Below are 25,919 nucleotides of genomic sequence, written 5' to 3' on the forward strand. Positions count from 1 at the left end.
CACCATGTCACACGCGCTCGATATTCTTGGTGCCGAACAACCCGTAGGGCTTGATCAGCAGGATGATGACCAGCGCGTAGAAGGGCGCGATCTGGAACATGTTGCCCCAGTTCAGCCATTCGCTGTCGATGTAGTGCGCCCAGTTCTCCAGCAGCCCCACGATCACCCCGCCCAGCACCGCGCCGATGATGCTGTCGAGCCCGCCCAGGATCACCGCCGGGAAGACCTTGATGCCGTAGAAGGACAGCGCCGAGGAGACGCCATTCACCACGCCGACGACGACGCCGGCGACGGAGGACACGACCGCCGAGATCGCCCAGGACATGGCGAAGACCTTGGGCACGGAGACGCCGAGGGACTGCGCCACCTGCTGGTCGAAGGCCGTGGCCCGCATCGCCAGCCCGTGCTTCGACGCCGTGAAGAACCAGCCGAAGGCCGCCATGATCAGCAGCGAGATGCCGAGGCTGGCGAGGTACACCGTCTGCACCTCCAGCCCCAGGAGGCTGACGCGCTCGGTCTCGAAGATCGGCGGGAAGGGCTTGGCAAAGACGCCGAAGATCCACTTCATCAGCGCCTGGAAGAAGATGCCGAGGCCGATGGTCGCCATGATGACGCTGATCACCGGCTCTCCGATCAGTGGCCGCAGCACCACCACCTGCAGCACCAGGCCGAACAGCGTCATGAACACCAGGGTGAAGAGGAATCCGGCATAGAAGGGCAGCTGCCATTCCGTCAGGAACCACCAGCAGACCCAGGCGCCGACCAGCAGGAATTCCCCCTGCGCGAAGTTCACGACCTGCGATGCCTTGTAGATCAGCACGAAGGACATGGCGACGACGCCGTACAAGGCCCCGACGATCAGCCCGTTCAGCGTGAGTTGCAGCAGCAGCGCCAGGTCCATCGTCGTCCCCCTACTCCGCCGCCATCGCCGGCGCCGCCGCATCGGTCACGATCACGGTCAGCGTGGTGCGGATGCGCTGCTTCGTGCCGTCCTGGAAGGCGATCGTCGTGTCCACCGGGATCGTCGCGTCGCCGCGATAGATCGCCGTGATGATGTCGCCGTATTTCTGCGCGATCACGCCGCGCCGTACCTTGCGCGTGCGCGTCAGCTCCTCGTCATCCGCGTCCAGCTCCTTGTAGAGCAGCACGAATTGCCGCAGCCGCTGCGCCGGCGGCAGCGTCGCATTCACCTTCGCCACCTCCGCCCGCAGCAGGTCCAGCACCTGCGGCCGCGCCGAGAGGTCCGAATAGGTGGTGAAGGCGATGCGGTTGCGCTCCGCCCATTTGCTGACGATGGGGAAGCGGATGCAGATCATCGCGGCCAGGTGCGGCTGCCCCGCGCCCAGCACCACCGCCTCCGCCACATAGGGCGAGAATTTGAGCTTGTTCTCGATGTATTGCGGGCTGAAGCGGTCGCCGCCGGATGTCTCCGCGATGTCCTTGATGCGGTCGATGACGACCAGCTGCCCGCCCTTGCCGAAATAGCCGGCATCGCCGGTGTGCAGCCAGCCATCGCGCAGGTCGGCCGGCGCCTCCATGCCGAAATAGCCGCTGAACATGTTGGGGTGGCGCGTCACGATCTCGCCGACGCCATTCGCGTCGGGCTCATGCACGCGCAATTCGACGGTGTCATCGAAGGGCACGCCGACCGTGTCGAAATCCACCTCCCCCGCGCGATGCAGCGTATAGGCGCCCAGCAGCTCCGTCTGGCCATAGAGCTGGCGCAGCGGCACGCCCATGGCCTGGAAGAAGCGGAAGGTCTCCGGCCCCAGCGCCGCGCCGCCCGTCGCGGCGGAGGTCAGGTTGGTGAAGCCGAGGCGATCGCGCAGCGCGCGGAACAGCAGCGCATCCGCCATGCCGGATCGCGTGCCCTTCGCCACCGCCTCCAGCCCCAGCTTCATGCCGAGGTCGAACATGCGACGCTTCAAAGGCGACGCATCCATCACCCGCGCGCGGACCTCCGCCGCCAGCGCTTCCCAGACCCGGGGCGCGAAGAGCACGAAGGTCGGGCCGATCTCACGGAAATCGGCCATCATCGTCTCGGGCTCCTCGACGAAGTTGACCTTCATGCGCGCGATCAGGCCCCAGCCGAGGACGTAGATCTGCTCCATGATCCAGGGCAGCGGCAGGACGGAGACGTATTCATCCCGCGGCCCCTTGGGGTCCGCCTTCAGATAGGCCCGGCAATGCCGCACCAGCGCGCCGCTGGTCAGCATGGCGAGCTTCGGCCGCGCCGTGGTGCCCGATGTGGTGCAGAGGATCGCGACATCCTCCGGCTCCATCGCCGCCAGCAGCGCGTCGTACTCGGCCGGATCCTCGGAGGCGCCGATCCTGCAGAGTTCCTCGGCCGAGATCAGCCGCGGATCCTCCAGCTTCCGCATCCCCCGCGGATCGCTGAAGACGATGCGCCGCAGCCCCGGCACCTGGTCGGAGACCGCGAGCAGCTTGTCCACCTGCTCCTCATCCTCGGCGAAGACGATGGTGGCGCCGGCATGGGCCAGCAGATAGGCCACCTCCTCGTCCAGCGCGTCGCGATAGATGCCGAGGCTGCGGCACCCCAGCGCATGGGCCGCGATCTCCCCCATCACCCAGTCCGGGCGGTTGTCGCCGATCAGCGCGATCACCTCGCCCCGCCGCACGCCGAGGCGCTTCAGCCCCAGCGCGAACAACCGCGTGCGCGCCTGGTACTCGGCCCAGGTGACGCTGCGCCAGATGCCGAACTGCTTCTCCCGCAGCGCGATCTCGCCGCCGAACCGGGCAGCATTTTCCGCCAGCAATCTCGGCAGCGTATCGGTCACGCGTCGATCTCCGCCGGATTCACCGCCTCGTCATCCACGCCGAGATAGGCGCGCCGCACCTGCGGATGCGCCATCACCTCCTCCGGCAGCCCCTCCGCGATCTTGCGCCCGAAGTCGAGGACCATGACGCGATGGGAGATATCCATCACCACGCCCATGTCGTGCTCGATCATCAGCACGGTCATGCCCCATTCCTGGTTGAGGTCCAGGATGAAGCGGGCCATGTCCTCCTTCTCCTCGAGGTTCATGCCCGCCATCGGCTCATCCAGCAGGATCAGCTTCGGCTTCAGCGCCACCGCGCGCGCCAGTTCCACGCGCTTGCGCAGCCCATAGGGCAGCGTGCCGGCCTGCGCCTTGCGCACATGCTGGATCTCGAGGAAGTCGATGATCTCCTCGACCTCCGCGCGATGCGCCAGCTCCTCCCGCTGCGCGCCGCCCCACCAATAGACCATGCCGCGCAGGAAGCCCGCGCGCAGCAGGTGGTGGCGGCCGACCATGATGTTGTCGAGCACGCTCATATGCCCGAACAGCGCCAGGTTCTGGAAGGTGCGCCCGATGCCGAGTCCCGCGCGGCGGTTGGGGCCGAGCTTCGTGATGTCCTGCCCATCGAACAGGATGCGCCCCTCGGTCGGCCGGTAGCGGCCGGAGACGCAATTGACCATGGAGGTCTTGCCCGCGCCGTTCGGGCCGATGATGGAGAAGACCTCGCCCTTGCGGACGCTGAAGGAGACGTCGGTCAGCGCCTTCACGCCGCCGAAGCGCAGGCTCACGCCCTCCGCCGACAGAATCGGTTCTTCGCCGGCCACGCCGCCGTGTCCCCCCCTGGTTTGTCTCCTTGGGGGGAAGCTTACGCATGCGGCGCGGCTGGCCGCAACCCGTTACACCGCGCCCGCCAACTCGCCCATCGTGTGAGACATGTTACGCCGCGCCGTCCCGCATGCGGATCGCGAGCGGCGGGTCGTCGGTGGCGAAGATATCGACGCCGAGATCCAGCATCCGCCGGATGGAGGGCGCGTGGTTCGCCCCCCAGGTGCCCACGCCGAGCCCCGCCGCGCGGCAGCGCGCCAGGAACTCCGCATCGATCACGCCCTCCGTCACGCCGATCTCGGGGAAGCCGTGCTGCTTCGCCACGGCGATGATCCCGTCCAGCCCGATGTCGCGCAGCGTGGAAAGCTCCGACAGCCAGGCGACGCCCGCCAGCCCGCCGGCCCGCTGCGCCTCCGCCATCGTCTCCGCCTGGAAGCCGATGATCCAGCTGCGCGCGCGCTGCCCGCCGGCATCCAGCGCCGCCATCACCTTGGGCACGATGCCGCGATGCGGGCGGTTGTCGGCGCCCACCTTGATCTCGATCCGCGGCGCGACGGGCGAGGGCGCGAGGATCGCCAGGTATTCGGCCAGGGTCGGCGGCGCCTCCCCCGCCGTGCCGCGCACGCGCACGCGTGACAGCTCGGCCGCGGTCAGCGCCGCGACGGAGCCGCGCGTATCCGTCGTGCGGTCCAGCGTCGCGTCATGCATCACGATCACCTCCCCATCCGCGGAGAGGTGGACGTCGCATTCCGCCTGTTCCACGGCCAGGCCGGCGGATTCGCGGAAGGCCCGGGCGCTGTTCTCGGGCCAGAGGAAGAGGCCGCCGCGATGGGCGGCGATCAGGGTGCGGTGTGGCATGGGGCCGATGCTGCCGCGCCGGGCGGTCAAAATCCAGCGGGGGAGCCGGAACCGTTTCCGGCCCTTCGCGCTACCGCGGGGCACGGGATTGTCAGCGGCGCGCCCCGATCCGGACGTCATATTGCACCGCACAATCCCGTCCGTCGTCTTGCCAAGGAATACCGCCCTGCGCCTCCCAGCCTCCCGCTCCCCCGCATGGGTCCTGGCGGAGACGGCGACCTCCGCCGTGTTCTCCCTGCTCTCCATGCTGGTCATCGGCCGCGTCATCGGGCCGGAGGCCACCGGAACCGGCATGGTCGCCATCGCGGCCTTCATGCTGCTCGATGTCGCCGGCGCCACGCTCTTCACCGATGCGGTGGTCCAGCACCCGCAGCTCACGCCCCGCCATGCCGGCAGCGCGCTGATCGGCGCCACCCTGGTGGGCTGCGTCGCGGCGCTGATCCTGGCGATCGGCGCGCCCTACCTCGCCAGCTCGGCGGATGCGCCGGGCGTGACGGCGCTGGCGCTGAGCCTGGCGCCGCTGCTGCCCATCTCCGCCTTCGCGGGCTGCGCCTCCGGCCTCGTGCTGCGGCAGCAGCGCTTCAAGCTGCTGGCGGCGCGGGTGCTGATCGGCCAGCCGCTGGCGCTGGCCGTGGGCCTCGGCCTGGCCGCCACCGGGCATGGCGCCTGGGCGATGATCGGCAACCAGGTGGTCGCCACCATCGTCATCTTCCTGCTGCTGGCCTGCTTCGGCCGCTTCGCGGCGCGCCCGGTGATCGACCGCGCCTCGCTCGCCGCGCTGTGGCCGGTGGCGGGGCCGCAGGTGCTGGCCGTCTTCGTCATGGTGGGGCGCTACCGGCTGTTCCTGCTGGCGCTCGGCCTGGTCACCACGGAAGCGGTGCTGGCGGTGTGCCACTTCGCCTTCCGCATGCTGGATGCCGCGCTCGTGATGGTGTGGCAGGCGACATCGCGCATCGCCATGCCGCGGCTCTGCGCCCTGCAGGGCGACGACCATGCGCAGGCCGAGGCCTTCGGGGATCTGGCGCAGCTGCAGGCGCTGCTCGGCATGCCGCTGGCCGCCGGCATCGCGCTGACGGCGCCGGACCTGGTGCAGGCCCTGCTCGGCCCCGCCTGGTACCAGACCGCGCATGCCGCGCAGATCGTGGGCCTCAGCGCCGTGGTCACCTTCATCCATGGCGACACCACCAGCCTCTTCGTCGCGCGCGGCAAGCCGAAGCGGAACGTGACGATCGCGGCCGCGGCCACCATCATCCCGCTGACCGCGCTGGCCATCTTCCAGCCCGCCACGCCATCCGGCGTCGCGCTCGCCTGGGCGTCCCAGGCGCTGATCATGCCGCCGATCCTCACCTGGATGGTGCTGCGGGAGGTCAATCGCCCCGCCGCCTGGCTGCTGGCCCGCATCGCGCCCGCGCTGGTGGCGACGGGCGCGCTGGCGGCCACCGTCATCGCGCTGGAGCTGACCCTGCAGATGTCCGCGATGGTGGAGCTGGTGGTGGCGGCGGTGCTGGGCGCCAGCGTCTATGGTGCCGTGGCCTGGATGATGCTGCGCGGCCGCCTGCCGCGCGCCCTGTCCCGCCGCGCCACCATCATCGCCGCGGAATAGAGGAAGGATCGCCGCCCATGCCGGCCCGCACGCTGCTGCTGCTGCAGACGCACTATTTCGACGCCGGGTCGGAACGCGCCTTCCGCCGCCTGGCGCGGGAAGCGCCGGCGCATTTCGACTGCCGCGTGCTGATCCACCTGCCGCCCGGCAAGCCCGTGCCGCCGCGCCTGGCGCGCCACCCCCACCATGTGGTCCGCACCGACGAACTCCGCGCCCTGCCCTATCCCCGCAAGAACGCCGCCGCGGACTGGACCGGGCGGGCGTGGGAGATGTGGGGCGGCGGCCATTGCGACCTGATCCCGCTGCACGCCATGCGCGCGCTGCCGGATTTCGACCGCTGCTGGGTGATGGAATACGACGTCGCCTTCACCGGCCGCTGGTCCCGCTTCTTCGACGCCTTCGAGGCCAGCGAGGCCGATCTGCTGACCACCTGCGTCCGCGCGCGGGACCAGGACCCGCATTGGGTGTGCTGGCCCTCGCTGGCGGGGATCGAGACGCCGGAAGCCCTGGCGGAGGCCGCGACCGCCGCCTTCCTGCCGCTGTTCCGCGTCAGCCGGCGCATGTTCCGCGCGATGGACGAGGCCTACCAGGCCGGCTTCGGCGGGCATCTGGAGGCCACCTGGTCCACCCTCGCGCGGCTGCGCGGCTTCGCGATCGAGGATATCGGCGGCGAAGGCCCCTTCGTCGCGCCCGGCAACACGCGTCGCTTCTACACCTCCGCCGCCTCCAGCGCCGTGCAGTTCTACCTGGCGCCCGGCACCTTCTTCGCGAAGCCCGCGATGTACCGCGCCGGCACGCGGCGGGACACGCTGTGGCACCCCGTGAAGCCCTGGCACTGGAAGGACGAGATCGGCGCGGGCTTCCGCGAATGGCGCGTCATCGCCGGCGCCCGGCGCCGCGCGCTCCGCGACTGGATCGCCCGGCGCCGGGGCGGGCCGGCGCCGGGCTGAGCCTCAGGCGGCGTTGGCCGCCACCTCATTCGCGGGCTCGCCCAGCTTTCCCGGCTGCCGCCGCAGGTCGCCATCGATCCGGCCGCGGTTGCGCAGCGCGTCCAGCACGCGAAGGCGGATGAAGCGCCCTTCCCGGTAGTGGCGGTCGGCGAAGCCGATGGCGTTCAGCCCGTCCCGCAGCCCCTGGATCGCCTGCGTCACGCCGATGCGCGGCTGGTGGTCCGGCGCCAGGCGGCGGAACAGGCCGAAATCGACGCGGTAGCTGCGCTTGTCCGGCGGCGCCTCCGCATTGATGGAAAGCCGCGTGCCGGGAATCTCCCGCACGCAGGCCTCGGCCAGGTCCCGCACCTGCAGGTTCCAGCCATCCGATCCCGCATTCACGCTCAGCACGCGCCCGCCCGCGGCGGGGTCGCGCGTGATCGCCCATTCGATGGCGCGCGCCATGTCCCGCACCTCGATCAGCGGGCGCCAGGGCGTGCCATCGGACAGCACGCTGATCTCCCCATTCGCCAGCGCGCCGGCGACAAAATCGTTCAGCACCAGGTCGAGCCGCGTGCGCGGCGATGCGCCGCAGGCCGTCGCGAAGCGCAGGCAGGTCACGGTCATGTCGCGCGGCGCCATGGCGTGCAGCCCTTCCTCCGTCGCCACCTTGCTGCGGGCATAGGCGGTCAGCGGGTTCAGCGCGTCCTCCTCCTTCCGCGGCCCGCCCTCGGCGAAGCCGTAGATGGAGCAGGAGGAGGCGAAGACGAAGCGGGAGACGCCGGCCTCCCGCGCCAGGGCCGCGAGGCGGAGCGAGGCGCGGGCATTGATCTCCGCCGTCGGCGCCTCGTAGCGCAGGCCCATCGGGTCGTTGGAGATGGCGGCCAGGTGCACCACCGCATCCACGTCCTGCAGCAGGGCGGAGGGCAGGTCCCGCACATCGCCGAAATGCTGCGCGTCCAGCACCGATTCCGGCAGGCCTTCCGGCGTGGTCAGGCAATCCGCGAAGAAGGCGGCGTCATGGCCGATCAGCGTGGCGCCGGGCATCGCCGCGCGCAGATGCGCGGCCACCACGGGGCCGACATAGCCCATGTTGCCGGTGATGAGGATGCGCATGGTTGGTCTTCCTCAGACGATGTCGATGGTGGGAAGAGGAACGACGAAGCGGCCGCCCCAGGGGCGGAGGCCCGGCAGGCGGCGGGCCAGCGCCTCCCTGCCCGCGGCGTCCAGGCTGAGGACGAAATCCGGCCTCTCCGCCGCCAGCGCCGCCGGCGGGCGGATCGGGATGGTGGTGCCGGCCAGCACGAGGCCGTGCCGGGCGGGATCCTCATCCACCGTGAAGGCCAGCAGCTCCGGCCCGGCGCCGCACCAGGTCAGCAGCGTGGTCGCCGCCGGCACGCCGGCCGCGGCCACGCGCCGCCCCGCGCGCTGCGCGCCGACCAGGAAGTCCAGCAGCGCGCATTTCGCCTCCAGCAGCCGCGCGGTGAGCACCCGGTAGGCTTCCGCGGTGCCGAGGCCGGCCGCTGCCTCCTCCTGCCGCAGCGCCTCGATGGCCGGGGTGAGCGGCTTGCCGCGATCCTCCGCATGCCGCGCCAGCAGGCGGAGCCCGCCGCCCTCCCGCCCCGTGCGCCGCGCATCGAAGACGACGAGGCCGTGCTGCGCCAGCACCATCTCCGCCGTCGCCAGCGTGAACCAGGACAGGCGGCCATGGCGCAGCAGGTCGATCCGCCGGCCCTGCATCATCGCCAGCAGCGACGGCACCTCCAGCGCCAGCACGCCACCGGGGGCGAGGAATTCGCGCAGCCCCGCGGCCAGCCCGTGCAGCGAAGGCGCCGCCGCCAGCGCATCCGGCACCAGCAGCAGCGCGGGCTCCAGCCCCTCCGCCCGCAGGCGGCGCGCGCGGTGGATGTCGAAGCCCGCCGCCTCCTCCTGCAGCACGGGCACGCCGCGGCGGGCGAAGGCGGGCAGCATGGCGCCGGCGCCGACCTCCGCCACCGGCGTCCAGGAATCGAGCCGCAGCGCCGCGATCATCGCGGCGGCGAAGCCTTCCTCCCGCCAGGGCGGCGCGGGCGGCGGGGCGGCCGCCGGGGCGGGGTCCGGCACCTGCACCAGGCGGCAATCCGAACAGACCATCAGCCGCAGCGGGTGGAAGGCCATGGCCGTGCCCGGCGGCACCGGCGCGCCCGAGAGCGGCGCCAGGCCGAGATCGGCCACCGCCTCCTCCAGCCCCAGCCCGCAGCAGCGGCAGGCCGGTGCCAGGAAGGGGGTGGCGCGCAGGCGTTCCCACCGCGCCTCGTGCAGGCGTGCCATGGCGCGGCGCCTCAGGCCGGCACGACCATCCGCGCCCTGGCGCCGAGCGGCTGGTCCATCCAGGGCGCCTGGCCGGCGCTCCACATGGCTTCCAGCGCGCGCTTGTCGCGCAGCGTGTCCATGGAATGCCAGAAGCCGTCATGCTCCCAGGCCATCAGCTCCCCATCCTCGGCCAGGCGCTCCATCGGCTCCTTCTCGAAGACGGTCTCGTCGCCGGGGATGTAGTCCAGCACGCGGGGGGAGAGGATGAAGAAGCCGCCATTGATGCGCATGCCGTCGCCCGGCGGCTTCTCCCGGAACTTCGCCACGCGGCCGGAGGCCTCGGTCTCCAGCGCGCCGAAGCGGCTGGGCGGGCGCACCGCCGTCACGGTCGCGGCGCGGCCATGGCGTTCGTGGTAGGCGATCAGCCCGCCGATATCGATCTGCGCGACGCCGTCGCCATAGGTCATGCAGAAGGGCTCGTCGCCGACATAGTCGGCCAGGCGCTTCAGCCGCCCGCCCGTCATCGTCTCCGCCCCCGTATCCACCAGCGTCACCTTCCAGGCCTCCGCCCGCCCGACATGGGTCGAGATGTCGTTGCGGCCGTAGTCGAAGGTCACGTCGGACATGTGCAGCCGGTAGTTCGCGAAGAACTCCTTGATCATGTAGCCCTTGTAGCCCAGCGCGATCACGAACTCGTTGATCCCGTGCGCCGAGTAGATCTTCATGATGTGCCAGAGGATCGGCCGCCCGCCGATCTCCACCATCGGCTTCGGCCTCGTCTCCGTCTCCTCCATCAGCCTCGTGCCGTAGCCGCCGGCGAGGATGACTGCCTTGCGCACCGCCATGTCGTGAATTCCCCGATGGTCCGGCGCCAGATGCTCGACCCATGCCGCGATGCCGGAACGACTGGCTGGGGAGCGCCGACGGAAGCCGAAGGTTCCACCCCTCACGCGGTTGCTAGAAGGCCGCGGCAGAACGTTCGGCCGGGGCGGGGCGGACGCATCCGGCGCGCGAGGGCGGCGCGCAGCCGGCCTGTCCCGTTCCCCCGCGGCCTGCCCGCGGCGCGCTCCCATCCGCGTGCGTCGCCGCAACGTGAGGCGCGGCCCGCCGCGCGACGGGCTACGCAGCGGCGGCGCGACCAACCCCGGCGTGGCGCGCCCCTTGAAGGCAAGGACATGCCGCCGACGACAGCGCTGCTCTTCCAGACCCATTTCTTCGATCGCTGGGCGGCGCGCGCCTTCGACAGGCTGCGCACCGCCTGCCCGCCGCATTACCGCCCGACCGTGCTGATCCACCTGGCGCCGGGCGCGCCCGTGCCGCCGCGCCTGGCCGCGGTGCCGCACCACATCGTCCGCACGCCGGAGATGCGCCACGCCGCCTATCCCGCGAAATCCGGCGGCGAGGCCTGGACCCTCTGGGCCGGCGGGCACACGGACCTCATCGCGCTGCACTACTGGCGGGCGCAGCCGCAGCACGCCCGCTACTGGGTCGTCGAGTACGACGTGCGCTATTCCGGCGACTGGCGCCGGTTCCTCTCGGCCTTCGAGGATGATGCGGCGGACCTGCTGGCGCCCGGGCTGATCCCGCGCGCCTGCGATCCGGACTGGTACAACTGGCCCTCGCTCAGCGCGCCGCTGCCCGTGCCGGAATCGCGGCAATGGCGCGCCTTCCTGCCGATCTACCGCGCCTCCGCCGCCATGATGCGGGTGGTGGACCAGGCCTATCGCGCCGGCTGGGGCGGGCATTGCGAAGCCACCTGGCCGACGCTCGGCATGGAGGCCGGGCTCACGGTGCTGGACCTCGGCGGAGAGGGGCCGATGACGCCGGGCCGCTACCGGGGCCGGCACTACACGAACACGCCGCTGCAGGTGAACCTCGCCCCCGGCACGCTGGTCTTCAAGCCGCCGCTCTACCGCATGGGCAGGCGGCCGGACATGCTGTGGCACCCGGTCAAGCCCTTCTTCTGGCGGGCGGAGGTGAAGGAGGGGCTGCGCGACATCCGCCGCCGCGCCGGGATCGTGCTGCGGGGCATGCTGGCCTGGTGGCGCGGCCGCCAGACCCCCATGCCCGGCCCCATGCCCCCTCCCCTCGCCACCCCCCTCGCCGCCCCCCTGGCGGCCCGGGCGCCAGATCCGGGCCGGGACGCCCCCACCGCCTGAACGCCCCGCAACCGCGTCGCAGCCGGGACGTTGCGCGGGGGCCGGCCATCCAGGGCCGGGCTGGACCGGAGACTGCCTTGCCCGCGAGCACCGCCTGCCTCAGCCCCGCGGCCGCCGCCGCGCCATCCGCGCCCCCTGGGGGACCCCTCGGCGGGCTCGCCGTGCTGGGCGCCGCGGCGCCTTTGGCGAACCGGCTTGCCGGCTGGGGCGCGCGGGCCGCGCCGGGGCAGGATGAGGCGGCGCTGCGCCGGGCGCTGGCCGATCCGGCCGTGGTGGCGATCGCCTGGCTGCCGCCCGGCGCGCTGCCGCTGCGCCCCCCGGCGGCCATCGCCGCCAGCCTGCTGGGGGCGGACCATCCGGGCCTCGATGCCGGGGATGGCTGGTGCCTGACGGCCGCCACGGCCCGGCGCCTGGCGGCGGAGGGCGCGGCGGATGCGGCCGCGATCGGCGCCCGCGCGCGGGCCATCCTGCCGCGGCCGGCGGCGCCGCTGGTGCATCGCCGCCCCGATGGCGCGGCGCTGGGGCTGGCGGACCTGCCTTCCGCCTTCGGCAGCGCCCTGCCCTTCGCCGCCCCCTGCGGGGAGGATCCCGCCATCGCCGCCCGCCTGCTGGCTGGCGCCGCGCCGCGCGCCGCGGCGCCCGCCCTGCCGGATGGCCTGGCCCCCATCGGCCCCGCCCCCGCCCCCCGGCCCGGGGAGATCCTGGCCGTGCTGGTGGTGCGGAACGAGGCGATGCGCCTGCCCGCCGCGCTGGAGGCCGCCCGCGCGCTGGGCGTGGACCGCTTCATCGTGATCGACAACCGCTCCACCGACGGCACGCGGGACGCGGCGCTGCGGGCCGGCGCGCATCTGATCGACGCGCCGGGGGACTACCCGGCCTCCGGCTTCGGCATCGCCTGGACCAATGCGGTGCTGGATGCCTGGGGCCGCGGCCATTGGGCGCTGGTGCTGGATGCGGATGAACAGCTGGTCTTCCCGGGCAGCGACCGCGCCGGCCTGCGCGCCCTGACCCGCCACCTGGACGCGCAGGGGGCGGAGGCGATGCGCACCATCCTGCTGGACTGCTTCCCGCGCGGCCCGCTGGCCGCCTGCCGCTACCAGGCCGGGGAGGATCTGCGCGCCGCCGCGCCGCTGTTCGAACCCCCCCGCCTGCGGCGGGAGCGGATCGAGGATTTCCCCGGCACGCTGGACTATGGCGGGGTACGGGAAAGGCTGTTCTTCCCGGAAGCCGATCCCACGCGCGGCCTGCGCTGGCTGCGCCAGAAGCTGTTCAACCTGGGCCTGCGCGTCCCGCGGCTGCGGGCCGATCCGCGCTTCCTGGCCCTCGCCCCCCCGCGCTCCCCCACCCTGACCAAGCTGCCCCTGATCCGCTGGCGGGAAGGCGCGGCGCTGCTCGCCTCCACCCACCGCATCGCGCCCATGCGCCTGGCCGCGGAACAGCCCACCGGCGTGCTGCTGCACTACAAGTTCCTGCAGGATTTCCACGAAAGGGCCGTCGATGCCGTGACCCGCGGCATCCATTACGACGGCTCCCGCGAATACCGCCGCTACCTGCGGCGGCTGGAGGCCGACCCCGATTTCTCCCTGGCCGGGCCGGCGGCGCGGGACTTCACGGGGCCGGAGGCGCTGGTGGCGCTCGGCCTTATGCAGGACACGGAGGCCTGGCGGCGGGACCGGGAAGCCGCGGCCGGGTAGAGGGGCGGGCCCAAGCCTTTCGACGCCGGGCGGAATCGCCCGACGAGCCGGGAAAAGCGCGGCAACCGACGTCCGGGCCGGTTCGAGCGCCGCTGCCGATGCGCAAGCCGGTCTAGGCGCGGCGCGGGTTTGCGGCAACAATCCGCGCATGACCCTCTCGCTCGTCATCCATCGCCCCGAAGCCGCCGATGCCGCGGAGACCAGCCCGGAGGCCGGGGGCGTGGAGGGCATGCGCAAGGCGGTGCGCGACGCGATCTGGGAAGTGGCCGACGCGCATTGGGCGGTGGCGGATGACAGCATCCTCGTCTCCACCGACCTCTCGCCCTCCTACCTCGTCAGCCATTTCAAGCGGGCCCTGGCGCGGCGCGGATTCGCCCGTAGCGGGCTGCTGCTGGTGACGGCGGTCGGCCCCCGGGCGGCCTGGTCCGGCCTGGCGCCGGAGTCCGAGAACTGGCTGCGCGACATGCTGCCCTGACCGGCGGCGCCCGCGCGGCGTGCCGGATTGCCGCATCCTTCGGCAATTTCATGCGCCCCCGGCGCCTCTGCGCGATGCGGAGCCGGGTGACTCGCGTTAGGGTTGTCGCAATCGTTAAAGAAATTGCTATACCACCCACCGAGACCTTCCTGGCGCCCGGGGCGCGGGATGGTCAGGATGATGTTCGCTTTTCCGGGGAACTCGCATGCGCCTGGCCCGCCGCCGGTTCGGTCTCGTAGCCGCGTTCCTGCTGGGGCTGGCGCTGCCCGGCGCCCTGCCGGACGCGGCGCGGGCCCAGGCGCCGGCCCAGGCCCAGGCCCAGCCGGAGCCGCAGGCGCGGCTGAAGATCGTCGGCGGCCTGGCCGATGTCAGCCAGTATGTGCGCTACGAGGAACCCTTCTGGCGCCGCCGGATCACGGAGCTGACGCAGGGCCGCGTGGTGGCGGAAATCGCCCCCTTCGACCGCAGCGGCATCCGCGGGCAGGAGATGCTGCAGCTCATGCGCCTCGGCGTCGTGCCCTTCGGCACCGCGCTGCTCGCCATCGTCGCGACCGAGGAGCCGGAATTCAACGCGGTGGACCTGCCGGCCCTGTCGCCGGACATGCGCACCCTGCGCCAGACCGTCGGCGCCTATCGCCCGCATATCGAGCAGGTGCTGCGGGAGCGCTATTCGATCGAACTGCTGGGCATCTACACCTACCCCGCGCAGGTCGTCTTCTGCACCCGCCCCTTCAACGGCCTGTCGGACCTGGCCGGGCGGCGCATCCGCACCTCCTCCGTCGGTCAGTCGGAAATGGTGCAGGCGCTGGGCGCCACACCCGTCGTGACCCCCTTCGCGGAGATCGTGCAGGCGATCCGCGGCGGCGTGGTGGAATGCGCCATCACCGGCACCCTGTCCGGCAACGCCGTCGGCCTGCATGAGGTGACGAGCCATGTGCACGCCATGGCCATCACCTGGGGCATCTCCATCTTCGGCGCCAATTCCACCGCCTGGGCCGCCCTGCCCCCCGACATCCAGGAGATCATCCGCCGCGGCGTCGCGGACCTGGAGCCGGAGATCTGGAACGCCGCGGACCGGGAGACGGGCGATGGCCTGGCCTGCAATGCCGGCCAGCCCGCCTGCACCACCGGCCGCCGCGGCTCCATGACGGTGGTGCCCGTCACCGCCGCCGATGACGACCGCCGCCGCCGCCTGCTGACGGAGGTGGTGCTGCCGCGCTGGGTGAACCGCTGCGGCATGGATTGCGTGGATGCCTGGAACGAACACCTGGCCCCCACCCTCGGCATCCGGGCACGGCCGGAATAGATGCAGACGGCCCGCCGCCTCCGCCTCGCCGTCCTCGGCGCCGTCTTCGCCATCCTGCTGGCGCAGGTGGTGGCGACGGCCCTGCTGCTGGAACGATCGCGCGATGCGGCGCTGACCGCGGCCAGCGACACCGCTAACCGCGTCAGCCGGGCGGTGGAGGCCTCCATCAACCGCAACTTCGTGCAGGTGGACGCCATGCTGGCGGGCCTGCCCTCCATCCTCGCGCCCTACACGCGGGACGGGCGGTTCGACGCCAATGGCGCCGGCCGCGTGATGCGGGAGCTGAACAACCAGAACTTCACCTTCCGCGACGTGCTGCTGGTGGGGCCGGACGGCATGCCGATCGCGACCGCGCTCGCCGTCTCCCGCCGCCGGCCGCTGCCGCTGCCGCTCGGCCCCGCCTTCAGCGACGCGGCGCCCCATGCCGGCAGCGTGATGATCGGCGGGCCTGTGCAGAACCCCGCCACCGGCGAATGGGCGCTGTTCTTCGCCCGCCCCATCCGCATGCCCGTCATCGGCAACGTCACCGCGGTGGCGGAAGTGCCGGTTCCGCTGGTGGGCTCCCTGCTCTCGGTCGGCGGCGAATCGCCCGGCATGCGCGTCACGCTGGAACGGGACGACGGCACGCTGCTGGCCGCCCTGCCGCATGACGAGACGCGGATCGGCCGGCGCCTCGCCGTGCCCGCCGGCGCGCTGGTGGGCGCCAGCCAGGCGCGCAGCCGCTTCAACGACGAACCCGTCCTCGTCTCCGTCCGGCCGACGCTCTACCCCTCCCTCTCCGTCGTCACGACGGTGGAGCGCAGCGCGGCGCTGGCGGGCTGGGAATTCGACCGCGAACGCGCGCTGCTCGTCTCCGGCGCCTTCGCCGCCCTGGTGCTGGCGCTGGCCGCCGCCCTGCTGCTGGGCCTGCGGCAGCGCGAAAGGGTGGAGGCCGAGCGCGCGCGCTGGCGATCGACGCTGGAGAACGCGCTGGAGAGCATGTCGGACGGCTTCGTCATGTTCGGCCCGGATGACCGCCTGATCGCCTGCAACCAGCGCTACAAGGAATTCTACGCGATCAGCGCCCCCTTCATCAAAGCGGGCGCCGCCTTCCGCGACATCATGCGCGAAGGCGCCAAGCGCGGGCAGTACCCCCAGGCGGTCGGCGACCTGGAAGCCTTCATCGACGAGATGGATGCCTGGCGCCACGCCAACAACCCGCCGATCGAACGCCTGCTGCCCGATGGCCGCTGGGTGCTGATCACCGAACGCAGCACGCCGGATGGCGGCACCGTCGGCATCCGCACCGACATCACGCCGCTGAAGCGCGCGATGGACGAACTGGCAGCCGCCCGAGACGGCGCCCGCGCGGCCGGGGAGGCGAAGTCCCAGTTCCTGGCGCGCATGTCGCATGAACTCCGCACGCCGCTGAACGGCGTGCTGGGCTTCGCCCAGGTGCTGCTGCGCGACCCCCACCTGACGGATGAGCAGCGGGAGCAGGTGGAGACCCTGCACGATGCCGGCCGCCATCTGCTGGAACTGGTCAACAGCCTGCTCGACCTCTCGAAGATCGAGGCCGGGAAGCTCGACCTGCATCTGCGCGACGTCGCCGTCCGCCCCATGCTGGATGCCTGCGCCGGGCTGCTGGCGCCGGAGGTGGACCGCAAGGGCCTGACCCTGGCCCTGGCGATCGACCCCGGCACGCCGCCGGCGGTGGAGGCCGATGCCACGCGGCTGCGGCAGATGCTGCTCAACCTGCTGTCCAACGCGGTGAAGTTCACGCCGCCTGGCGGGCGCGTCGATTTCCGCGCCATGCCGCTGGCGGGCGGCCGCCCCGGCCTGCGGATCGAGGTGAAGGATACCGGCCCCGGCGTGCCGCCGGAAAAGCGCCACCTGCTGTTCGAGGATTTCTCCCAGCTCTTCCCCGTCGCAGGCCAGGATGGCGCGGGCACGGGGCTCGGCCTCGCCATCTCCGCGCGGCTGGCCACCGCCATGGGCGGGCAGATCGGCTGCGACAGCGAAGCCGGCCAGGGCGCGCTGTTCTGGGTTGAACTGCCGCTGCGCGAAGTGCCGCTGCCCGCCGCCGCCCTGGCCGCCGCGCCGGCGGAGATGCTGCCCGCCGCCCCCGGCCGGAGCCTGCGCGTGCTGGTGGCCGATGACGTCGCCGCCAACCGCATGGTGGCCCGCGCCATGCTGGTCGCCGCCGGCCACCGCGTGGACAGCGCCGCCGATGGCGCGGAAGCACTGGCCGCGGTGGAGCGCGACACCTACGACGTGGTGCTGATGGATGTGCAGATGCCGGTGATGGATGGGCTGGAAGCCACCCGCCGCATCCGCGCGCTGGATGGCGCGCGCCAGCGCGTGCCGGTGCTGGCCGTCACCGCCTCCGCCCTGCCGGAACAGGTCGCGGCCTGCCGCGCCGCCGGGATGGATGGCCACCTCGCCAAGCCGATCGACCGGGAAAGCCTGCTGGCCGCGGTGCAGCGCCTGGCCGCCGGGCACGCGCTGGAGGAAAGCGGGCCGGCCGCGTCGAAGGAGATGCAGCAGCCCCTGCTGGATGGCGCCGCGCTGCGCAACCTGGCCGCCGATCTCGGTCCGACCGCGGAGGTCGTGATCAGCGAATTCGTGGGCGAGGTGCGGCTGGGCTACGAGACGCTGTCCACCCCCGCCATCGCGCAGGACCTGCCCCGGCTGCGCCACGCCGCGCACCGCATGCTGGGCGCGGCGCGCACCCTCGGCGCCCGGCGGCTCGGCGCCGTGACGGAGTTCATGCAGGCGGAGATCCATGCCGGCCGCGACCCCAGCGCCAGCCTGCGCCAGGTGCTGGAAGTGGCCGCGGCGACGCTGCCGCTGATCGAGACGCCGATGGCGCGCCCCGCCACCAACGACGCGGTGCCCCCGCCCCGCCTGGCGCAGGGCGTGGGGGATTAACGCAGCGGCGCGATCCGCGCCGCCAGCAGCTCGAAGAAGCCCGGCGCGTCCAGCGTCTCCATCAGCGCCAGGTTCGCGGGCCGCCCCAGCCGGTTCCAGCGGTCGATCACCGTCCGGCCGCGCGAAGGGCCGGCTGTGCAATCCACCTCCGCCGCCGCGTCCTTCACGCCGAACAGATGCGGCGCGATCACCCAGGCGATGGCGCAGGGGTCGTGCAGCGGGAAGCCTTCGTGGTTCATGCGGCGGGACATCGGCAGGGCGCGCAGGATGGCCAGCGCCGCGCGCCAGCAGGCCCCCCCCTCCCGCGCCGCCAGCGCCCCGATCACCGCCGGCGTCACCTTGGCCTGGAAGGTCAGGTCGAGCGTCGCGATCGCGACCTTCAGGCCGAGGTTGAGCAGGATGGCCAGCGCCTCCGGGTCGTTCCAGGCGTTGAATTCGGCCGCCGGGGTGATGTTGCCCTCCGACCAGGCGCCCGACATCAGCACCAGCTCCTGCACCCGGTCCACCAGCGCGGGCTCCGTCGCGAAGGCCAGCGCCAGGTTGGTGACGGGGCCGAGCCCGATCACGGTGACGGAGGAAGGGGGCGAGGCCCGCAGCAGGTCCCGGATCGCATCCGCCGCGATGCCGGGCGCCAGCGGCGGGCCCTCCGGCAGCATGACGCCGCCGAGCCCGTCATTCCCATGCACCGCCGTCTCCGCCCGGAAGGGCGCCATCAGGGACCGCTCCGCCCCCGCGACGATCGGGATCGCCCGGCCGGTCAGCCCCACCACGGCGCGGGCATTGGCGGTGGTGCGGTCCAGCCCGACATTGCCGCCGGCCACCGTCACCAGCTTCACGTCGAGTTCCGGCGACCCCAGCGCCAGCCACAGCGCGATGGCGTCATCCGTCCCCGGATCGCAGTCGATGATGGTGGTGCGCGGCATGGCGTGTCCCGGGTTGCGGCTTCGCGCCGCAGCATGCCACGTTGCGGCGGTCCGCCGCACCCTGCGAAGCGACCACCCCACGCCCGACGGGATCCCTGATGGAGTTCTGGCAGCGGTTCGAGGCGCCCCCGGCGGAGTCCAGGGCGGCGCCCGGGCCCTTCACCTCGTCCTACCCCGCCGCCCTGCCGGATGGCCGGGTGCTGGCGCTGCCGATCCGCGATTTCGGCGATTTCGGCGTGGCGGGGCTGATCGCCAACCAGGCGAGCTTCCCCGTGGTGCGCGCCCTGGCCGGCTGGATGACGGCGGCGGCGCGCCCGCTGGGCGCGGAGGTCGTGGTCGGCCTGCCGAGCCTCGGCCAGGTCTTCGCGCCGCTGGTGGCGGAGGCGCTGGGCCATCCGAACTGGGTCGCCCCCGGCTGGTCCCGCAAGCGGTGGTACGAGGAAGGGCTCTCGGTCCCCGTCCATTCCATCACCTCGCCGACGGAGCGCCGCCTCTGGCTCGATCCGCGCATCGTGCACCGGCTGCAAGGCCGCCGCGTGCTGCTGGTGGATGACGTGGTCAGCACCGGCGCCTCGGCGCTGGCCGGCCTCGCGCTGCTCCGGGCCGCTGATGTCACGCCTGTCGGGCTGCTGGTCGCCATGGCGCAGGGCCATCGCTGGCAGCCCGCCTGGCCCGCCGCCATTCCCCTCCGCGCCGCCTTCGCCACCCCCATCCTGCGCCCGGTGACGGGTGGCTGGATGCCGGAGGCCGGCACCGCGCCGCATCACCTCTGCCCGCCCCTGGACCACGCCGCATGATGAAGACGCTCCGCGCCGCCCTGCTGGCGGCGCCGCTCCTCGCCAGCCCCGCTGTCGCGCAGGATTCCATCCGCATCGGGGTGGAGGCGGGGCCGACCAGCCTCGACCCGCATTTCGCCAGCCTGATCACCAACATCGCCTTCAGCCGGCATGTCTTCCAGCCGCTGATGGAACAGGATGCCCGCCAGGCGCTGCGCCCCGCCATCGCCACCAGCATGCGCCCGGTCGACGAGCTGACCTGGGAGGTGAAGCTGGACCCCGTGGCGCGCTTCCATGACGGCGCGCCGGTCACGGTGGAGGATGTGGCCTTCACCATCGCCCGCGCCGGCGATGTGCCCAACTCCCCCTCCTCCTTCCGCTACGCCACGCGGCCCATCGCATCGGTGGAGGCGGTGGATGCGACGACGCTGCGCATCCGCACCACGCAGCCGACGCCGCTGCTGCCGAATTTTCTCGCGCTCGTCATGATCGTGTCGAAGAAGCACGGCGAAGGGGCGACGACGCAGGACTACAATGCGGGCCGCGTCATGGTCGGCACCGGGCCCTTCCGCCACGTCTCCTGGCAGCCCGGCAGCCCGGTGGTGATGGAGCGCAACCCGAACTTCCACGGCGCCGCCCCCGCCTTCGCCCGCGTCGAGTTCCGCCCCATCGCCAATGCCGGCGCGCGCAGCGCGGCACTCCAGGCCGGCGATGTCGATCTGATCGAGATCGTGCCGCCCGACCAGCTGACGCGCTTCCGCGCCGATGCCGCGCGCTTCACCGTGGCCGAAAGCCCCTCCAACCGCCTGCTGTTCCTGACCTTGGACAGCGACCGGGAGGACAGCCCGCATATCCGCGCCAAGGATGGCAGCCGCATCCCGAACCCGCTGCGCGATGCCCGCGTGCGCCGCGCCCTCTCGCTCGCCATCAACCGGGAAGCACTGACCAGCCGCATCCTGCAGGGCCAGGGCACGCCGGCCGGGGATCTCGGCCCGCCCGGCTATTTCGGCACCTCGCCGGACATGACGCCGCCCCCCTTCAACCTGGAGGAAGCGCGGCGCCTGCTGGCGGAGGCCGGCTGGGCGCAGGGCTTCGCCGTGCGGGTCAACGGGCCGAATGACCGCTTCGTCAATGACGAACAGGTGGTGCAGGCCATCGCCCAGATGTGGACGCGCCTCGGCCTGACCACCACGGTGGAAACGCGCACCCGCGCCGTCTGGCTGAGCGAGGCCGCGCAGCTCCGCTACAGCGTCAACCTCGCCGGCTTCTCCCCGAACCCGGAGCTGCTGGGCATGCTGGAGACGCAGATCCACAGCTGGAACACGACGCTCGGCCTCGGCACCGCCAATCGCGGGCGGTTCAGCAATGCGGAGGTCGATGCGCTGATCCAGCAGGCGCGCACGACGATCGATGACGAACAGCGCCGGGCGCTGACGCAGCGCGCCACGCGCCTCGCCCTGGTGGACCACACCGCGCTGATCCCGCTCTACTTCGCGCAGAACACCTGGGCGATGCGCCGCGGCTTCACCTACGAACCCCGCACCGATGAGATGACGCTGGCCTTCAGCGCCGGAAGGGCTGCGCGCTAGTCGGGCTCGCTTGATCGGCGACGGATGGGCACCCATACTCTCGCTGTCCCCGTTGGACCCTCGGAGGCAGCCGTGAGCGGGCGCAAGACGGATTATTTCGGAACCTTTCTGGAAAGTTACAAGGCCAACACCGCGTCAACGGCCCAGACTGGCTACTCCGCCCCCCGGTCCAGCAATGCGCCGGAACCGGTGGCGGAGCGAGAGCCGCCGATCGACGCGGTGGTGAAGATCTGGCCACAGGGGCCGGGGGCCGAAATGTCGGTCATTGAGGTCGCGAAGACCTTCGGCACCAGCCTGAGCGCCGCGGCGTCAGCCCTCCGTTCCATGGAGAATATCGGGCTTGCTGTGAACCGGGGCGGCACCTTCGTCCTGACCGAACTTGGGAAGAAGGCGGCATCCTTCCGCAAGTAGCGGCTTGTTGCGCCATCGGCACAGCATCACCTACCCTGCCAGCCTTCCCCAGGAAGGCCCGACGTCATGCAAGGTCGCACCCGGGTCGCCACCATCCTGCTCGTGGTGACGCTGCCGCTGATACCGCTGGTCGGTGGGCTCGCCGCGGAAAGCACGCCGCGAAGTCTGGTGCTGCTCCTCCTGATCGCCATCACAGCCGGCGCCTTCGTCTTCGTCCTGGCCGGCGATACCACCGCCGACACGCCGCTGACCCGCAGGCCGACGACGCGGGAGGCCGCGCTTGGCGTGCTGCAGACGATGGGCGTCGCATCGGCACTCGCCGTCGTGCTGATCCTGCTTGTGCTTTGGATCAAGGCGGGCGAAGGCCATGGGATCGACTGGAAAAAGCTCCCGCTTACGCAATACGCCGCCGTCGCCTTCTTCGCCGGTGCCGTCGGCTTCGGGGAGCTGATCGCCCGCTACCGCGATGACCCCGCGCGCCTGCTCGGCATGCGGCCATCCGCGGCCTATATCTGCGTCAATGTCGCCTCCGGCATACTGGCGCTAGCCCTGGTGCAGGAGTTCAACGCGATCGCGGACACGAACCCGAATCGCCGGGTGATGGAGACGCTGCTGGCCGCCTTCGGCGCCATCGCCTTCTTCCGCACCTCCCTCTTCACCGCGCGCGTGGGCGACACGGATGTCGGAATCGGGCCCTCCACCATGCTTAAGGCCTTCCTGGACGGCACGGACCGCCAAGTGAACCGTACCCAGGCAACGGACCGCGCGGATGCGGTGCTGGCCTGCATGAAGGATGTCGATTTCGCCAAGGCCCGCACCGCCCTGCCCGCCCTCTGCCTGGGCCTTGTGGAAGGGCTGACGGCGGAGGAGCAGCGTGCACTCGGTGAACAGATCGCCAGGCTGAACGAAGACCGCCAGATGGAGTCCGCCGCCAAGCCGCATATCCTTGGCGTCTATCTTCTGCGCGTCGTCGGCGGCACAGTGCTGCGGAAGGCGGTGGAAACGCTCGGCCCGACCATCCAGCGCAGCGAGGTGGCCTGGACGCCCGCGGAACCTGCGGATCCGCCCGAATGAGGCAAGGACCATCTGTGACCCACGACCCCGTTGATCCCGCGCTCCGCGCCCGCGCCGTCCAGGCCGCGCGCGGCTCCGCCCGCTTCGACCTGCTGCTGATGGGCGGCACCGTCGTCGATGTCGCCACCGGCGAACTCCGCGCCGCGGATATCGGCATCGTCGGCCCGATCATCGCCTCCGTCCACGCGCCCGGCAGCCGGGAGGATGCGGAGCGCATCGAGGATGTGTCGGGCAAATTCCTCGCGCCGGGCTTCATCGACAGCCACCTGCATTACGAAAGCAGCCTGATGGCGCCGGCGGATTACGCCGCCAGCGTGGTGCCCGCCGGCACCACCACCTGCGTCTGGGACCCGCATGAGCTCGCCAATGTGCTCGGCCTGCCCGGCGTGCGCTGGGCCATCGATGCCTCCCGCGACCTGCCGCTGCGCAGCCTGGTGGCCGCGCCCTCCTGCGTCCCCTCCGCGCCGGGGCTGGAAGTGGCGGGCGCCGATATCGGCCCGGCGGAGATGGCGGAGATGCTGTCCTGGCCGGAGATCGCGGGCGTCGCGGAGGTGATGGACATGCCCGGCGTGCTGCGCGGCACGCCGCATATGGCGGGCATCGTCGGCGCGGGCCTGGCTTCCGGCAAGAACGTCAACGGCCATGCCCGCGGCATGGTGGATGGCGATCTCCAGGCCTATGCCAGCGCCGGCGTCACGAGCTGCCATGAGATCGTGGGGCCGGAGGATTTCCTGCAGAAGCTGCGTACCGGCATGACGGTGGAGCTGCGCGGCAGCCACGACTACGTCCTGCCCGGCGTGCTGACGGCACTCGCCGCGCTGCCGATGCTGCCGCCCAACCTGGTCTTCTGCACCGACGACATCTTCCCGGATGAGCTGCTGGAGAAGGGCGGCCTGCGCGACACCATCGCGCGAATCATCGCGCGCGGGATGAACCCCATCGCGGCGATCCGCTGCGCGACCTTCCATGCGGCGATGCGCCTGAAGCGCGACGACCTCGGGCTGATCGGCGCGGGGCGGCAGGCAGATATCGTTGTTCTTTCCGACCTGCCCTCGGTCACCGTCGAGCGTGTCTTCACGGCCGGCAAGCTCGTCGCGAAGGATGGCAAGCTGATCGAGCCCCCGCGCCGCACCAAGGGACCCACGGACACGGTGAAGCTCTCCGCCCAGCCCATCGAATCCTTCATGCCGAGGGTCAACGGCATCGGCGACGGCACGGCGCATTTGAGAAAAATCGTGGGCGCGCGGCATGGGAAGTGGGGCAGCGTGGAGGTCGCGGTGCGCAACGGCTTCGCGGTCCTGCCGGCCGACCACGCCTGCATCACCATCATCCACCGCCATGGCCGCGTGCCCGCCACGCCGCAGACCGCGATCATCGAGGGCTGGGGCAATCCCCGCGGCGCCATCGCCACCACCATCAGCCATGACAGCCACAACCTGCTGGTGCTGGGCCGCGATCCCGCCGACATGCAGGCCGCCGCCAATGCGCTGATCGAGTGCGGCGGCGGCATGGCCGTGGCGCGCAATGGCCGCGTCACCGCGCTGGTCCCGCTCCCCATCGCCGGCCTGCTGGCGGAAACGCCGCCGGAGGTCACCGCCGCCAACTTCGCGGCGCTGCGGACGGAGGCCGACCAGGTGATCGACTGGCAGGGCCCCTTCCGCGTCTTCCGGGCCATGACGGGCCTGTCCCTCGCCTGCAACCCGGCGCCGCACCCGACCGACCTCGGCCTGACCGATGGCGCCACGGGCGAGATCTTCGACCCCGCGGAGCCACTTCCCGCCTGATGGGACTTGTTGCGCCGCACCTGGCTCCGTAGCCTTCGCGTCCAAGGCAATGGAGACCACGGATGCGGCGTCGCCACTGGCTGATGGGCAGCCTCGCTGCCCTCCCCCTGCCCGCCTTCGCCCAGGCCCCGCGCGCCTGGGCACCACCGACCCGCATGATCATCGGCTATGGCGCCGGCAACATCACGGACCAGGTGGCGCGCGTGCTGCTGGAGGTGATGGGCCAGCGCCATGGCTGGCGGACGGCGGCGGAGAACCTGCCCGGCGCCGGCGGCATGCTGGGCGCCAACAACCTGATCCGCGCGCCCGCCGATGGCAGCGTCTGCGGCGTGGTGGCGGCCGCGGCGCTCACCATCCTGCCGCATATCCAACGCAACCCGCGCTTCGATCCCTTCCCCGATCTGCAGGCGGTGACGGGGCTGGCCATCTCCAGCTCCTTCCTCGCCGTCAACGCCGCGCTGCCGGTGCGCAGCCTGGCCGAACTCGTGGCCCATGCGCGGTCACGCCCCGCGGACAACCCGGTCTTCTACTACTCCCCCGGCAACGCCACCGTGCCGCACCTGAACCTGGAGGCGCTGGCGCGCGGCCTCGACTTCCCGATGCAGCACGTGCCCTACCGCACCAGCGCGGCCGGCAACACGGACCTGCTCGCCAACCGCGTGCAGGTCACGATGGACAGCTTCTCCATCACCCTGCCGCATATCCAGTCCGGCGCGCTGCGGCCGCTGGCCTTCAACGGCACGGAACGCCATCCGCTGCTGCCGGAGGTGCCGACCATGGCGGAGGCCGCGCCAGGCATCCAGCTGATGAATGCCTGGATGGCCGTCTTCTTCCCCAAGGCCACGCCCGCCGCCACGGTGGATCGCGCGGCGGCGGATATCCTGGATGCCGTGCGGTCCCCCGCCTTCGCGGAGAAGCTGCCGATCGGCACCTCGCCCTTCGCGCTCGGCCCCGCCGAACTGGCGGAGCGCGTGCGCAGCGAAGGCGCGCGGATCGGCCGCCTGATCACGGAGATCGGGCTGACGCCGGACTGAGCGCCGCCATCAGCAGCAGGCGATGCAGTCGATCGAGACGAGGAAGTCGGGATGCGCCAGGCGGCGGCTCTCGATCGTCTGCCGCGCGGGGTAGTTGCCGGGCTCGAAATAGGTCTTGAAGATCGCGTCGAACTCCGCGTAGCGGTCCATGTCCGTCAGCGCGATATTCATCTTCACCGCGCGGTCGAGCCCCGTCCCCGCCTCCTCCAGGATGGCGATGATGTTCTTCATGACCTGGTGGAGCTGCGCGGCGAAATCGCCCTTGGCGATCTGCCGGTCGCCATGGAAGGGCGTCGCGCCCGTGACATAGACCATGTCCCCCGCGCGCACGGCGTGGGAGACGCCGGAGCGCATCCAGGTGACCTTGGATGAGGTGATGACCTGCCTGTCCAATGCGGTAGCTCCTGACGGTGGATCAGGACTGTAGCCGCCCCGTCCGACACGGGAACCCACTCCGCTGTTGAATCCGTCCCGCAATCCGGCACACTCCCTGCAAT

The 25,919-nt window shown here is 71.8% G+C and carries 22 protein-coding genes; 13 read left to right on the forward strand and 9 right to left on the reverse strand.

Annotation, left to right across the window (positions count from 1 at the left end):
- Window positions 1–7: 7 nt before the first annotated feature.
- The 4 genes from JJI54_RS27685 to JJI54_RS27700 all read right to left on the reverse strand — a co-directional run bounded on the left by JJI54_RS27685 (window position 8) and on the right by JJI54_RS27700 (window position 4,463).
- Window positions 8–901, reverse strand: coding sequence for a branched-chain amino acid ABC transporter permease (locus tag JJI54_RS27685; protein ID WP_203076662.1), 894 nt, complete (start codon window positions 899–901; stop codon window positions 8–10).
- Between the two features lie 10 nt (window positions 902–911).
- Window positions 912–2,798, reverse strand: a complete 1,887-nt coding sequence (locus JJI54_RS27690; RefSeq protein ID WP_203076663.1) for a long-chain fatty acid--CoA ligase — start codon at window positions 2,796–2,798, stop codon at window positions 912–914.
- On the reverse strand, window positions 2,795–3,604 hold the full coding sequence (locus tag JJI54_RS27695) for an ABC transporter ATP-binding protein (protein ID WP_203076664.1): 810 nt from the start codon (window positions 3,602–3,604) through the stop codon (window positions 2,795–2,797). Before JJI54_RS27695 ends, JJI54_RS27690 begins: the two co-directional genes overlap by 4 nt.
- 112 nt (window positions 3,605–3,716) lie before the next feature.
- Window positions 3,717–4,463 (reverse strand): glycerophosphodiester phosphodiesterase, encoded by a 747-nt coding sequence (locus JJI54_RS27700; RefSeq protein WP_203076665.1) that lies wholly within the window; start codon window positions 4,461–4,463, stop codon window positions 3,717–3,719.
- A 226-nt stretch (window positions 4,464–4,689) separates the two neighbouring features.
- On the opposite strand from JJI54_RS27700, the gene JJI54_RS27705 reads away from it, so the two are divergent.
- Window positions 4,690–6,066 (forward strand): oligosaccharide flippase family protein, encoded by a 1,377-nt coding sequence (locus tag JJI54_RS27705; protein WP_203076666.1) that lies wholly within the window; start codon window positions 4,690–4,692, stop codon window positions 6,064–6,066.
- A gap of 17 nt (window positions 6,067–6,083) precedes the next feature.
- Window positions 6,084–7,016, forward strand: a complete 933-nt coding sequence (locus JJI54_RS27710) for a hypothetical protein (RefSeq protein WP_203076667.1) — start codon at window positions 6,084–6,086, stop codon at window positions 7,014–7,016.
- A gap of 3 nt (window positions 7,017–7,019) precedes the next feature.
- On the opposite strand, the gene JJI54_RS27715 is transcribed toward JJI54_RS27710, so the two are convergent.
- Genes JJI54_RS27715 through rfbF form a run of 3 tightly spaced genes read right to left on the reverse strand, consistent with a single transcriptional unit; the run spans window position 7,020 to window position 10,132 of the window.
- Window positions 7,020–8,111 (reverse strand): NAD-dependent epimerase/dehydratase family protein, encoded by a 1,092-nt coding sequence (locus JJI54_RS27715; RefSeq protein WP_203076668.1) that lies wholly within the window; start codon window positions 8,109–8,111, stop codon window positions 7,020–7,022.
- Window positions 8,112–8,123: 12 nt separating this feature from the next.
- The gene (locus tag JJI54_RS27720) at window positions 8,124–9,305 is read right to left on the reverse strand and encodes a methyltransferase C-terminal domain-containing protein (protein ID WP_203076669.1); all 1,182 of its coding nucleotides are present in this window, start codon (window positions 9,303–9,305) and stop codon (window positions 8,124–8,126) included.
- An 11-nt stretch (window positions 9,306–9,316) separates the two neighbouring features.
- The gene (rfbF, locus tag JJI54_RS27725) at window positions 9,317–10,132 is read right to left on the reverse strand and encodes a glucose-1-phosphate cytidylyltransferase (protein WP_203076670.1); all 816 of its coding nucleotides are present in this window, start codon (window positions 10,130–10,132) and stop codon (window positions 9,317–9,319) included.
- Window positions 10,133–10,462: 330 nt separating this feature from the next.
- On the opposite strand from rfbF, the gene JJI54_RS27730 reads away from it, so the two are divergent.
- The 5 genes from JJI54_RS27730 to JJI54_RS27750 all read left to right on the forward strand — a co-directional run bounded on the left by JJI54_RS27730 (window position 10,463) and on the right by JJI54_RS27750 (window position 17,831).
- Complete coding sequence (locus JJI54_RS27730; protein WP_203076671.1) at window positions 10,463–11,446, forward strand: hypothetical protein; 984 nt, start codon at window positions 10,463–10,465, stop codon at window positions 11,444–11,446.
- A gap of 77 nt (window positions 11,447–11,523) precedes the next feature.
- Complete coding sequence (locus JJI54_RS27735) at window positions 11,524–13,140, forward strand: glycosyltransferase family 2 protein (protein ID WP_203076672.1); 1,617 nt, start codon at window positions 11,524–11,526, stop codon at window positions 13,138–13,140.
- A gap of 148 nt (window positions 13,141–13,288) precedes the next feature.
- Window positions 13,289–13,615, forward strand: coding sequence for a hypothetical protein (locus tag JJI54_RS27740; RefSeq protein WP_203076673.1), 327 nt, complete (start codon window positions 13,289–13,291; stop codon window positions 13,613–13,615).
- 205 nt (window positions 13,616–13,820) lie between these two features.
- Window positions 13,821–14,921 carry a TRAP transporter substrate-binding protein gene (locus tag JJI54_RS27745; RefSeq protein ID WP_203076674.1) on the forward strand — a complete coding sequence of 367 codons (1,101 nt, stop codon included), beginning with the start codon at window positions 13,821–13,823 and terminating at the stop codon, window positions 14,919–14,921.
- Entirely contained in the window at window positions 14,922–17,831 is a 2,910-nt protein-coding gene (locus tag JJI54_RS27750; protein ID WP_203076675.1) for an ATP-binding protein, read from the forward strand.
- Here the strand turns inward: JJI54_RS27750 and JJI54_RS27755 are convergent.
- Window positions 17,828–18,754 carry a nucleoside hydrolase gene (locus tag JJI54_RS27755; RefSeq protein ID WP_203076676.1) on the reverse strand — a complete coding sequence of 309 codons (927 nt, stop codon included), beginning with the start codon at window positions 18,752–18,754 and terminating at the stop codon, window positions 17,828–17,830. The two genes, JJI54_RS27750 and JJI54_RS27755, sit on opposite strands and share 4 nt — an antisense overlap.
- Before the next feature lie 98 nt (window positions 18,755–18,852).
- Between JJI54_RS27755 and JJI54_RS27760 the strand changes: the two genes are divergently transcribed.
- The 6 genes from JJI54_RS27760 to JJI54_RS27785 all read left to right on the forward strand — a co-directional run bounded on the left by JJI54_RS27760 (window position 18,853) and on the right by JJI54_RS27785 (window position 25,422).
- Complete coding sequence (locus JJI54_RS27760; protein ID WP_203076677.1) at window positions 18,853–19,551, forward strand: phosphoribosyltransferase; 699 nt, start codon at window positions 18,853–18,855, stop codon at window positions 19,549–19,551.
- Window positions 19,548–21,119, forward strand: a complete 1,572-nt coding sequence (locus tag JJI54_RS27765) for an ABC transporter substrate-binding protein (protein WP_203076678.1) — start codon at window positions 19,548–19,550, stop codon at window positions 21,117–21,119. Before JJI54_RS27760 ends, JJI54_RS27765 begins: the two co-directional genes overlap by 4 nt.
- 72 nt (window positions 21,120–21,191) lie before the next feature.
- Window positions 21,192–21,530, forward strand: a complete 339-nt coding sequence (locus tag JJI54_RS27770) for a hypothetical protein (protein ID WP_203076679.1) — start codon at window positions 21,192–21,194, stop codon at window positions 21,528–21,530.
- A 66-nt stretch (window positions 21,531–21,596) separates the two neighbouring features.
- Window positions 21,597–22,604 carry a hypothetical protein gene (locus tag JJI54_RS27775; protein ID WP_203076680.1) on the forward strand — a complete coding sequence of 336 codons (1,008 nt, stop codon included), beginning with the start codon at window positions 21,597–21,599 and terminating at the stop codon, window positions 22,602–22,604.
- Between the two features lie 14 nt (window positions 22,605–22,618).
- On the forward strand, window positions 22,619–24,388 hold the full coding sequence (locus JJI54_RS27780; RefSeq protein WP_318987600.1) for an adenine deaminase: 1,770 nt from the start codon (window positions 22,619–22,621) through the stop codon (window positions 24,386–24,388).
- Window positions 24,389–24,450: 62 nt separating this feature from the next.
- Window positions 24,451–25,422, forward strand: a complete 972-nt coding sequence (locus tag JJI54_RS27785; RefSeq protein ID WP_203076682.1) for a Bug family tripartite tricarboxylate transporter substrate binding protein — start codon at window positions 24,451–24,453, stop codon at window positions 25,420–25,422.
- Window positions 25,423–25,431: 9 nt separating this feature from the next.
- Here the strand turns inward: JJI54_RS27785 and JJI54_RS27790 are convergent, their stop codons facing one another.
- The gene (locus tag JJI54_RS27790; RefSeq protein WP_164694164.1) at window positions 25,432–25,815 is read right to left on the reverse strand and encodes a RidA family protein; all 384 of its coding nucleotides are present in this window, start codon (window positions 25,813–25,815) and stop codon (window positions 25,432–25,434) included.
- Between the last annotated feature and the right edge of the window lie 104 nt (window positions 25,816–25,919).

The sequence above is a fragment of the Falsiroseomonas ponticola genome, from assembly GCF_016805305.1.
Taxonomy (GTDB): domain Bacteria; phylum Pseudomonadota; class Alphaproteobacteria; order Acetobacterales; family Acetobacteraceae; genus Falsiroseomonas; species Falsiroseomonas ponticola.

What these genes read in the sequence shown, in the direction of transcription:
- JJI54_RS27685 (WP_203076662.1), bottom strand. Translation starts at nt 901, where the DNA reads ATGGACCTGGCGCTGCTGCTGCAACTCACGCTGAACGGGCTGATCGTC.
- JJI54_RS27700 (WP_203076665.1), bottom strand. Translation starts at nt 4,463, where the DNA reads ATGCCACACCGCACCCTGATCGCCGCCCATCGCGGCGGCCTCTTCCTC.
- JJI54_RS27710 (WP_203076667.1), top strand. Translation starts at nt 6,084, where the DNA reads ATGCCGGCCCGCACGCTGCTGCTGCTGCAGACGCACTATTTCGACGCC.
- JJI54_RS27715 (WP_203076668.1), bottom strand. Translation starts at nt 8,111, where the DNA reads ATGCGCATCCTCATCACCGGCAACATGGGCTATGTCGGCCCCGTGGTG.
- JJI54_RS27720 (WP_203076669.1), bottom strand. Translation starts at nt 9,305, where the DNA reads ATGGCACGCCTGCACGAGGCGCGGTGGGAACGCCTGCGCGCCACCCCC.
- rfbF (WP_203076670.1), bottom strand. Translation starts at nt 10,132, where the DNA reads ATGGCGGTGCGCAAGGCAGTCATCCTCGCCGGCGGCTACGGCACGAGG.
- JJI54_RS27730 (WP_203076671.1), top strand. Translation starts at nt 10,463, where the DNA reads ATGCCGCCGACGACAGCGCTGCTCTTCCAGACCCATTTCTTCGATCGC.
- JJI54_RS27740 (WP_203076673.1), top strand. Translation starts at nt 13,289, where the DNA reads ATGACCCTCTCGCTCGTCATCCATCGCCCCGAAGCCGCCGATGCCGCG.
- JJI54_RS27745 (WP_203076674.1), top strand. Translation starts at nt 13,821, where the DNA reads ATGCGCCTGGCCCGCCGCCGGTTCGGTCTCGTAGCCGCGTTCCTGCTG.
- JJI54_RS27750 (WP_203076675.1), top strand. Translation starts at nt 14,922, where the DNA reads ATGCAGACGGCCCGCCGCCTCCGCCTCGCCGTCCTCGGCGCCGTCTTC.
- JJI54_RS27755 (WP_203076676.1), bottom strand. Translation starts at nt 18,754, where the DNA reads ATGCCGCGCACCACCATCATCGACTGCGATCCGGGGACGGATGACGCC.
- JJI54_RS27760 (WP_203076677.1), top strand. Translation starts at nt 18,853, where the DNA reads ATGGAGTTCTGGCAGCGGTTCGAGGCGCCCCCGGCGGAGTCCAGGGCG.
- JJI54_RS27765 (WP_203076678.1), top strand. Translation starts at nt 19,548, where the DNA reads ATGATGAAGACGCTCCGCGCCGCCCTGCTGGCGGCGCCGCTCCTCGCC.
- JJI54_RS27775 (WP_203076680.1), top strand. Translation starts at nt 21,597, where the DNA reads ATGCAAGGTCGCACCCGGGTCGCCACCATCCTGCTCGTGGTGACGCTG.
- JJI54_RS27785 (WP_203076682.1), top strand. Translation starts at nt 24,451, where the DNA reads ATGCGGCGTCGCCACTGGCTGATGGGCAGCCTCGCTGCCCTCCCCCTG.